Raw genomic sequence first — 7,685 nt, 5'->3', positions numbered from 1 at the left:
TTCCGGCCGCCGCCGCCCAGGCCTCGTCGCGCGGGCGGCCGATCTCGGCGCGGGTGCCAGGACCGGCCGGCGGCCACCAGCGCTCCAGCCACCGGGCGTCGGCACCGGCCACCGGACCGCCCAGCCGCTCGGCGCCGTCCGCCGTCCTGACCTGCACATAGCGCGGTGTCCCGGCCTTGTCGGTCTCCACGACATCGACCGGCACGTTGTCCAGCCACTCGTTCGCGAAGAGGAGCCCGCGCACCCCGGCCGGCGGCTCGGCGCACCAGACGACGCGTTCGTCGAGCCCGGCGGGACGGGGCGCGCGCTCGACGGCGTACGCCCGTACCGGGAAGTCCGCGGGCAGCGCGGCCAGCACCCCCGTCACCAGCTCGCCGCGGCCGGCGCCCATGTCGACCAGGGCCGGTTCCGCGATGTCCAGCCCGGTCAGCAGCCGGGCGACCGCCGACGCGAACAGCGCGGAGACGTGCACCGATGTGCGGAAATGACCCGCGGGGCCCTCCGGCCGCAGATAGAAACCGTCCGCCCCGTACAGCGCGGCCTCCGTCGCCTCACGCCACCCGCGCCACTCATCAGTCACGGAGTCAAGTCTCCACCTTGGGGAGTACTCCCCGGGCGACCGGATCGGTCCTCCGGTTGACCCTTACACCTGTTCGGCTTCCCTACGCTGGGTTACGTGCAGCGTCTCTACGCCTTCATCCGCAGACACCCGACTCTGGTCGACGGCTTCTGGGCCGTCATCCTCCTCGGGTTCTCCGCGATGCAGTGGGACGCGTCCCAGACGGGGCACGGGGTGCACCACGTCAAGGCTGTCCCCGTCTTCCTGGGTCTCTGCACGGCCGTCGCCCTGCGCCGCCGGGCGCCCGAGAAGATGCTGCTGCTGGTCACGGTGCTGGGGGTGGCGCAGCTGGTCTTCGACATCAGCACGACGCCCGCCGACTTCGCCATGCTGGTGCTGATCTACACCGTCGCCGCCGACGGGGCGCGCTGGGCCTCCCGGTTCGGCCTGATCGGCGGCCTGTGCGCGGGGACGCTCGCGCAGCTGCGCTGGCACGAGGGGCCGGTCCCCACCTGGGTGCAGCAGACGGTCTTCGCGGTGGTGGCGACGGTGCCGTTCGTCCTGGCCTGGGTGATGGGCGACTCGGTGCGGACCCGCCGCGCCTACTTCGCGCAGCTGGAGGAGCGGGCCGCCCGGCTGGAGCGGGAGCGCGAGGCGCAGTCGAAGGTCGCGGTGGCCGGTGAGCGCGCCAGGATCGCCCGTGAGCTGCACGATGTCGTCGCGCACAACGTCTCGGTGATGGTGGTCCAGGCGGACGGCGCCGCCTATGTCCTGGACGCCTCGCCCGACCAGGCCAAGCAGGCGCTGGAGACCATCTCGTCCACCGGCCGCCAGGCGCTCGCCGAGATGCGCCGGCTGCTGGGGGTGCTGCGGACCGGTGACGCGCAGGAGAGCGGCGAGTACGTTCCGCAGCCCGATGTGCAGCAGATCGAGGACCTGGTCGAGCAGGTCAGGGTCGCCGGACTGACCGTGGACTTCCGTATAGAGGGGACGCCGCGGCCGCTGCCCAGTGGCGTGGAGCTCACCGCGTACCGCATTGTGCAGGAGGCGCTCACCAACACCCGCAAACACGGCGGGCCCGACGTGGGCGCCAGCGTGCGCCTCGTCTACTTCGACGACGGGCTCGGCCTGCTGGTCGAGGACGACGGGCGGGGCGCGGCCCACGAGCTGTACCAGGACGGTGGTGCGGACGGCCAGGGGCACGGTCTGATCGGGATGCGGGAACGGGTCGGCATGGTCGGGGGCACGCTGGACGCGGGCCCGCGGCCGGGCGGCGGCTTCCGGATCAGCGCGCTGCTGCCGCTGAAACCGGCGCACTAGCCTGTCGGCGCCGGCTGTCGGCGCCTGCCTGTGTGTCTGCCTGACTGCCTGCTCCTCACTGTCCGTGCCCGACCGCCCGTTCCTGCCTGTCTGCTCCTGCCACGAGAAGGGATTCTTACGAGATGGCGATCCGCGTGATGCTCGTCGACGACCAGGTGCTGCTGCGCACCGGCTTCCGGATGGTGCTTGCCGCCCAGCCGGACATGGAGGTCGTCGCGGAGGCGGGCGACGGCGCGGAGGCGATCGACGTGCTCCGGTCGACGGCGGTCGACGTGGTCCTGATGGACGTCCGCATGCCCAAGCTGGACGGCGTCGAGGCGACCCGGCAGATCTGTGCGCGGCCGGATGCGCCGAAGGTCCTGATCCTGACCACGTTCGACCTGGACGAGTACGCCTTCTCCGGGCTCAAGGCGGGCGCCAGCGGCTTCATGCTCAAGGACGTGCCCCCGGCCGAGCTGCTCGGGGCGATCCGGTCCGTGCACAGCGGCGACGCGGTCGTCGCACCGTCGACCACACGGCGGCTGCTCGACCGGTTCTCGCCGATGCTGCCGAGCACGGTCGCCGACCCGCAGCACAAGGAGATCGGGCGGCTCACCGACCGGGAGCGCGAGGTGATGCTGCTGGTCGCGCAGGGCCTGTCGAACGGGGAGATCGCGGCACGGCTGGTGCTGTCCGAGGCCACCGTGAAGACCCATGTGGGCCGCATCCTCACCAAGCTGGAGCTGCGTGACCGGGTGCAGGTGGTCGTGATGGCGTACGAGACGGGCCTGGTACGGGCCGGAGGGTCCGGGTCGCGGTGAGGTCCGGGGGTGCGGTGAGGTCCGGGGGCGCACCCCGGGCCGGGCCGCGTCGCGGTCCGCGCCGTCAGCGCAGCACCCCCTCCAGGAAGTCGCTGCCCAGCCTGGCCACCACGGTGAGGTCCAGCTGGAGCAGGACATACCGCCCGCGCCGCTCCGTGGTGATCAGGCCGGCCCGCTTGAGGACCGCCAGACGCCGGGACCCGGCCTGCCACCGCTGCCCCGCCCACCCGCGCAGACCCGCCGGTCAGCCCTCACCCGCCCGGCGGCACCCGCAGTCCCTCACCCGCCGTCACCCCACCCGGCGTACGAACTCCTCCACCGCCCCCGCCACATCCGCCGCACTCCACGACAGCGCCGGCGCCGCCACCGTCACCTCGGCCATGGACACCCCGGGCACGCCGCCCGGCGCGGGATGGAACCGGTGGAACAGCGCCACCCCGGTCTCCTCCGCCTGTACGACCGCCGCCTCCGACAGCACATCGGCCGCGTACGGCAGCCACACCTGGAACTCATGGGTGTGCGGCACCTCGGGGTTGACCCGGAACCAGGGCACACCCGCCGCCCTGAACCCGTCCGAGAGCCCCGCGGCCACGACCTTCGCGTGCTCCACGTACGAGGCCAGCCGCGGCAGCTCACGCTCCAGGCCCAGCAGGGCCGACAGCGCGGCCGGGTACTGCTGGAAGAGCTGGCCCCCGTAACGGTGGCGCCAGGTCCTGGCCTCCTCGACCAGCGACACCGGTCCCGCGAGCACGGCGCCCGACAGGCCGTCCAGGGACTTGTAGAAGGAGACGTAGACACTGTCCGCGAGTCCCGCGATGTCAGCGAGCCCGCGGCCGAAGTGCGGGGCGCACTCCCAGAGCCGCGCGCCGTCGATGTGCACCACCGCATCGCGTTCCCTGGCGGCCCCGACGACAGCGACCAGCTCGTCCCAGGTCGGGAGGACGAAACCGGCGTCCCGCAGCGGCAGTTCGAGCATCAGCGTGCCGAAGGGCTCATCGAAGTCGCGCACCTCCGCGACCGTGGGCAGCCGGGGCGCCGACGTCGGATGGACGGTACGCAGCCCGCTCACCGCACCGAAAGCGCCCCGTTCATGCAGTTCGGGGTGGGCCATCGGGTGCAGCGCGACCACCGGATCGCCGGTACGCCCCGCCCAGCACCGCAGCGCGACCTGCTGCGCCATCGTGCCGGTGGGGAAGAAGGCGGCGGCCGGGAACCCGAGCAGCCCGGCCACCCGCCGCTCCAGCTCGGCGACGACCCCGCCGCCGTAGATGTCCACCGGCTCGTCCATGTCGTACACCGCGCCCGCGTCCGCGGCCAGCGCGGTCAGCCGCTCGGCCAGCGTGGCCATCGCCGACGGCCGTGAAAGGACCCGCTCCGCACCACGCATCGCGGCGATCCTGCGCCGGCCCGCGTCCTGCTCGACGTCCTGCTCGACGTCCCGCGCGGACTGCTCGGCCTGCGCGTCCCCCTCGGCGTCCCGTGCGTCCTCCTTGGCGTTCCGCGCGTCCTGTGCGGACTGCTGCGGCGGCTCGGGCTGCCCGCTACCTGTGCGCGGCCGGCCCCCGTCGGCCCGCTCGTTTCCGGTGTCGTGCCCGGTCCTGCCGTCCTGTCCGGTGCCTTCGGCCCCGGTGGCGTCCGCCTCGTTCGTCATGCGCCGATCCTCGCCCGTGGGCTGTGGACAGTCCAACGAGTTACCCCGAATCCTGGGCGTAGCATGACGGGGAAATCGTCCGGTACCCCTCGCGGACTGGAACGGAAGGCCGATCCCACGTGAACGCATCAGCAGAATCCCGCCCCGCGCGGCTCACCGTCGGCGTGGTCGGGGCGGGCCGGGTGGGCCCCGCGCTCGCCGCCGCGCTCCAGCTCGCCGGGCACCGCCCGGTCGCCGCGTCCGGCGTCTCCGACGCATCCGTACGCAGGGCCGCCGTCCTGCTCCCCGACGTCCCCCTGGTCACCCCGGCCGAGGTGCTGGCCCGCGCCGAGCTGGTCCTGCTGACCGTGCCCGACGACGCGCTGCCCGCGCTGGTGGAGGGCCTGGCCGAGACCGGTGCGATCCGGCCGGGACAGCTCCTGGTCCATACGTCGGGCCGGTTCGGCACCGGGGTGCTCGACCCCGCGCTGCGCGCCGGAGCCCTGCCGCTCGCCCTGCACCCGGCGATGACCTTCACCGGCACCTCGGTGGACGTGCAGCGGCTGGCCGGCTGCTCCTTCGGTGTGACCGCACCCGACGAGCTGCGGCTCGCCGCCGAGGCGCTGGTCATCGAGATGGGCGGCGAGCCCGAGTGGATCGCGGAAGAGTCCCGTCCGCTCTACCACGCGGCGCTGGCGCTCGGCGCGAATCACCTGGTCACCCTGGTGGCGCAGGCGATGGAGCTGCTGCGCACCGCGGGGGTCGCCGCCCCCGACCGGATGCTCGGGCCGCTCCTCGGCGCCGCCCTCGACAACGCCCTCAGGTCCGGCGACGCCGCCCTGACAGGCCCGGTCGCCCGGGGCGACGCGGGTACGGTCGCGGCGCATGTCGCCGAGCTGCGCAAGCACGCGCCGCAGGCCGTCGCCGGCTACCTCGCGATGGCCCGTACGACGGCCGACCGCGCCCTCGCCCAGGGACTGCTCAAGCCCGAACTGGCCGAGGACCTGCTGGGTGTCCTCGCGGACGGAGAGACACGATGACCACGACCGCGCTGCTGCACACGGCCGCCGGACTGCACGCCCTGCCGCCCGCCGGCGGCAGCACCGGGACCCGCGCCGTCGTCATGACCATGGGCGCCCTGCACGAGGGCCACGCCGCACTCGTGCGCGCGGCGAGGGAGCGGGTGGGCGACGCCGGGCAGGTCGTCGTGACGGTCTTCGTCAACCCGCTGCAGTTCGGCGCGGGTGAAGACCTCGACCGCTACCCGCGCACCCTCGAAGCGGACCTCGCCGTCGCCGAACTGGCGGGCGCCGACACCGTCTTCGCGCCGTCGGCCGACGAGGTCTACCCGGGCGGCGAGCCCCAGGTCCGGATCGCCGCCGGGCCGATGGGGGAGCGCTTCGAAGGCGCGGCCCGCCCCGGCCACTTCGACGGAATGCTCACCGTCGTCGCCAAACTCCTGCACCTCACCCGCCCCGGCGTCGCGCTGTTCGGGCAGAAGGACGCCCAACAGCTGGCCCTGGTACGGCGGATGGCGCGCGACCTCAACTTCCCGGTGGAGATCGCCGGCGTACCGACGGTCCGGGAGCCGGACGGGCTGGCGATGTCCAGCCGCAACCGTTTCCTCTCCACCGAGGACCGCACGGCCGCACTGGCCCTGTCCCGCGCCCTGTTCGCGGGCCGGGACGCGCTCACCGCGGCCCCCGCTTCCGCCCCCGCGGCCGTGTGCGCCGCCGCGCGGGCCGTCACCGACGGGGCGGCGCTCTCCCTGGACTACCTGTCCCTGATCGACCCGTCCGACTTCACCGAGGCCACCGAGGACCACCGGGGCGAAGCAGTCCTCGCGGTCGCCGCCCGGTTCGGTACGACGCGCCTGATCGACAACATCCCGCTGACCTTCGGGGAACCACAGTGACCGGAACCGGAATACGCCTGCATGCCCCCGCCCCCGGCTGGGAGATCGACGCCGACGTCGTGATCGTCGGATCCGGAGTGGCCGGGCTGACCGCCGCGCTGCGCTGCACAGCGGCCGGTCTGCGCACCGTCGTCGTGACCAAGGCCCGCCTGGACGACGGCTCGACCCGCTGGGCGCAGGGCGGTATCGCGGCGGCCATCGGCGAGGGCGACACCCCTCAGCAGCACCTCGACGACACGCTGGTCGCGGGGGCCGGACTCTGCGACGAGGCGGCCGTCCGCACGCTGGTCACCGAGGGCCCCGACGCCGTCCGCAGACTGATCGCGACCGGCGCGCGGTTCGACACCGACGCGGACGGCGGTATCGCGCTCACCCGCGAGGGCGGCCACCACCGCAGCCGCATCGCCCACGCGGGCGGCGACGCCACGGGCGCCGAGATCTCCCGCGCGCTGGTCGGCGCGGTCCGTACGGCCGCGCTGCGCACCGTGGAGAACGCGCTGGTCCTCGACCTGGTCACCGACGCCGAAGGCCGTACGGCGGGCGTCACCCTGCACGTCATGGGGGAGGGCCAGCACGACGGTGTCGGCGCGGTCCGCGCACCCGCCGTGGTCCTCGCCACCGGCGGCATGGGCCAGATCTTCTCGGCGACCACCAACCCCGCCGTCTCGACCGGCGACGGCGTGGCCCTGGCGCTCCGGGCGGGCGCCGAGATCTCCGACCTGGAATTCGTGCAGTTCCACCCCACGGTGCTCTTTCTCGGCGCGGGCGCCGAGGGCCAGCAGCCGCTGGTCTCCGAAGCGGTACGGGGAGAGGGCGCCCACCTCGTGGACGCGGACGGGGTCCGCTTCATGACCGGGCAGCACGAGCTGGCCGAGCTGGCCCCCCGCGACATCGTGGCCAAGGCCATCACCCGCCGGATGCAGGAGCAGGGCACCGAGCACATGTATCTCGACGCCCGGCACTTCGGCGCCGAGATGTGGGAGCGGCGCTTTCCGACGATCCTCGCCGCCTGCCGCAGCCACGGCATCGACCCGGTGACCGAGCCGGTCCCGGTCGCCCCTGCCGCGCACTACGCGTCGGGCGGCGTCCGCACCGACCTGCACGGCCGTACGACCGTCCCCGGTCTCTACGCCTGCGGTGAGGTCGCCTGCACCGGCGTGCACGGCGCGAACCGCCTCGCGTCCAACTCCCTCCTGGAGGGCCTGGTCTTCGCCGAGCGCATCGCCGACGACATCGTCGCTGCGGGCACGGGCACGGGCACGGGCACGGGCACGGGCACGGGCACGGGCTCGGGCTCGGGCTCGGGCACGGACTCGGGCACCGGCACGGACTCGGGCACCGACTCGGCCGCGGGCGGTGACGGGCGCACCGGTGCCGCCGTCCCCCCGGCGGAGCCGGCCACGCTCCCGCACCTCCCGCACCTCTCGCACCTCCCGCTCCTCCCGCCCGAGGCCCGGTTCC

At 74.0% G+C, this 7,685-nt stretch carries 7 protein-coding genes and 1 pseudogene; 5 read left to right on the top strand and 3 right to left on the bottom strand.

Annotation, left to right across the window (positions count from 1 at the left end; all coding sequences use genetic code 11):
• On the bottom strand, positions 1–580 hold a 580-nt coding region (locus tag G3I19_RS32520), incomplete at its 3' end, for an SAM-dependent methyltransferase (RefSeq protein ID WP_343235276.1).
• A 96-nt stretch (positions 581–676) separates the two neighbouring features.
• Between G3I19_RS32520 and G3I19_RS32515 the strand changes: the two genes are divergently transcribed.
• Both G3I19_RS32515 and G3I19_RS32510 read left to right on the top strand, forming a co-directional pair.
• Entirely contained in the window at positions 677–1,879 is a 1,203-nt protein-coding gene (locus G3I19_RS32515; RefSeq protein WP_164267308.1) for a sensor histidine kinase, read from the top strand.
• Between the two features lie 122 nt (positions 1,880–2,001).
• Positions 2,002–2,679 (top strand): response regulator transcription factor, encoded by a 678-nt coding sequence (locus tag G3I19_RS32510; RefSeq protein ID WP_164267307.1) that lies wholly within the window; start codon positions 2,002–2,004, stop codon positions 2,677–2,679.
• 64 nt (positions 2,680–2,743) lie between these two features.
• On the opposite strand, the pseudogene G3I19_RS32505 reads toward G3I19_RS32510, so the two are convergent.
• A pseudogene (locus G3I19_RS32505) lies at positions 2,744–2,878 on the bottom strand (transcriptional regulator); the annotation flags it as partial.
• A 90-nt stretch (positions 2,879–2,968) separates the two neighbouring features.
• Positions 2,969–4,066, bottom strand: coding sequence for a beta-eliminating lyase-related protein (locus G3I19_RS32500; RefSeq protein ID WP_239074986.1), 1,098 nt, complete (start codon positions 4,064–4,066; stop codon positions 2,969–2,971).
• Positions 4,067–4,449: 383 nt separating this feature from the next.
• Between G3I19_RS32500 and G3I19_RS32495 the strand changes: the two genes are divergently transcribed.
• The 3 genes from G3I19_RS32495 to G3I19_RS32485 form a co-directional block, all read left to right on the top strand.
• Positions 4,450–5,349 carry a DUF2520 domain-containing protein gene (locus tag G3I19_RS32495; RefSeq protein ID WP_164267305.1) on the top strand — a complete coding sequence of 300 codons (900 nt, stop codon included), beginning with the start codon at positions 4,450–4,452 and terminating at the stop codon, positions 5,347–5,349.
• Complete coding sequence (gene panC, locus G3I19_RS32490; protein ID WP_164267304.1) at positions 5,346–6,224, top strand: pantoate--beta-alanine ligase; 879 nt, start codon at positions 5,346–5,348, stop codon at positions 6,222–6,224. Before G3I19_RS32495 ends, panC begins: the two co-directional genes overlap by 4 nt.
• On the top strand, positions 6,221–7,685 hold a 1,465-nt coding region (locus G3I19_RS32485), incomplete at its 3' end, for an L-aspartate oxidase (protein WP_343235275.1). The genes panC and G3I19_RS32485, both read left to right, overlap by 4 nt.

This window comes from Streptomyces sp. SID10853 (assembly GCF_010548145.1).
Taxonomy (GTDB): domain Bacteria; phylum Actinomycetota; class Actinomycetes; order Streptomycetales; family Streptomycetaceae; genus Streptomyces.
The sequence above is the reverse complement of the archived record's forward strand: the minus strand, read 5'-3'. Positions and strand labels throughout refer to the sequence as shown.

Bases quoted from the DNA above. Each gene is read 5' to 3' on its own strand.
- G3I19_RS32510 (WP_164267307.1), top strand. From the start codon at position 2,002: ATGGCGATCCGCGTGATGCTCGTCGACGACCAGGTGCTGCTGCGCACC.
- G3I19_RS32500 (WP_239074986.1), bottom strand. From the start codon at position 4,066: ATGCGTGGTGCGGAGCGGGTCCTTTCACGGCCGTCGGCGATGGCCACG.
- panC (WP_164267304.1), top strand. From the start codon at position 5,346: ATGACCACGACCGCGCTGCTGCACACGGCCGCCGGACTGCACGCCCTG.